Below are 997 nucleotides of genomic sequence, written 5' to 3'. Positions count from 1 at the left end.
CTACTACCGATATCTGCAAGTAGAGCTCACAGCAGGAGAGGTGTTAGAGCTACAGACTTCTCAAAATCTGTGGCTTGCAGTTTTTACTCAGCCTGAATACGATAAATGGCGTGGAGGCTACTCAGCGACGCCGCTGGCCCAGGGTAGAGGCTCTTTAAGATTTGTCGCCCCTACAAACGGCACCTACGTCTACGTTATATACAACGATCTGGGGCGCGACGTCGTGTACAATTTCCGCGTTAGGTATATAGAGACGTGGCGCTACTATGACACGCCGCCGCTTTTCCCACAGAGGCCGTATGTGGTTGGCACCCCGGGGGTTCCCAGCAGAGATATATTTCGGATGTACGCCATATACAACTACTGGCTTGAGAATAGAGAGGCACTGGCCGCGGAGGTTGAAAAACAGCTAGGCGCCTCGGGCAAGATAGCATTTCAACCGGCCGCGGGGAGCCTAGACAAGCCCATCCTATACGCCCTTAGCCTGGCCGCCCTTCTTAAAGATGCCGGCTTTGACGTTTCCTTTGCCGCCATAGGCGCCGACTGGATAGACCCATTTACGCCAAGCTCGGCAATAGTCAGCGTCAAATTCACATCGGCATCATTGGCCAACTACACTATTTTTGACTATTATGATGTGCTTCCGAAGGGTTGGATGCACATAATGACACTTCAATCAGAAAAATACGCAGGTTACGAGATCTCCGTACTAATCGACACATACAACGTTGTAAGTGCTGTTGATAGGGGGCTTGAAATCACCACTGCTTTCAATGTTATATACATCGACGGGGTTACTAAATTAGAGTAGCAACCCCAAGAGCCTTTTTTCCTCTTTACACACATCACTGGCGTATTAATCTGTCAAGGCAAGTTGCCAGGGGCGCAAAAGGCCTTGTCTGGGCTGTGAGCACCGCTTTTCCGTAGAGCTTAAATTACCACATAGTGTGATTTTGGCATGGAGTTGGTAGCCTGTCTCGGGGCGAGGCCCAGCCGC

General features: G+C 50.6%; 1 protein-coding gene. It reads left to right on the top strand.

The genetic code is table 11. From position 1 onward, the window contains the following. The coding region (locus ACP5J3_RS14870; RefSeq protein WP_428496389.1) for a hypothetical protein at nucleotides 1-811 on the top strand (811 nt) is incomplete at its 5' end. Nucleotides 812-997 lie beyond the last annotated feature (186 nt).

This window comes from Pyrobaculum sp. (assembly GCF_049971835.1).
Taxonomy (GTDB): Archaea; Thermoproteota; Thermoprotei; order Thermoproteales; family Thermoproteaceae; genus Pyrobaculum.
The sequence above is the reverse complement of the archived record's forward strand: the minus strand, read 5'-3'. Positions and strand labels throughout refer to the sequence as shown.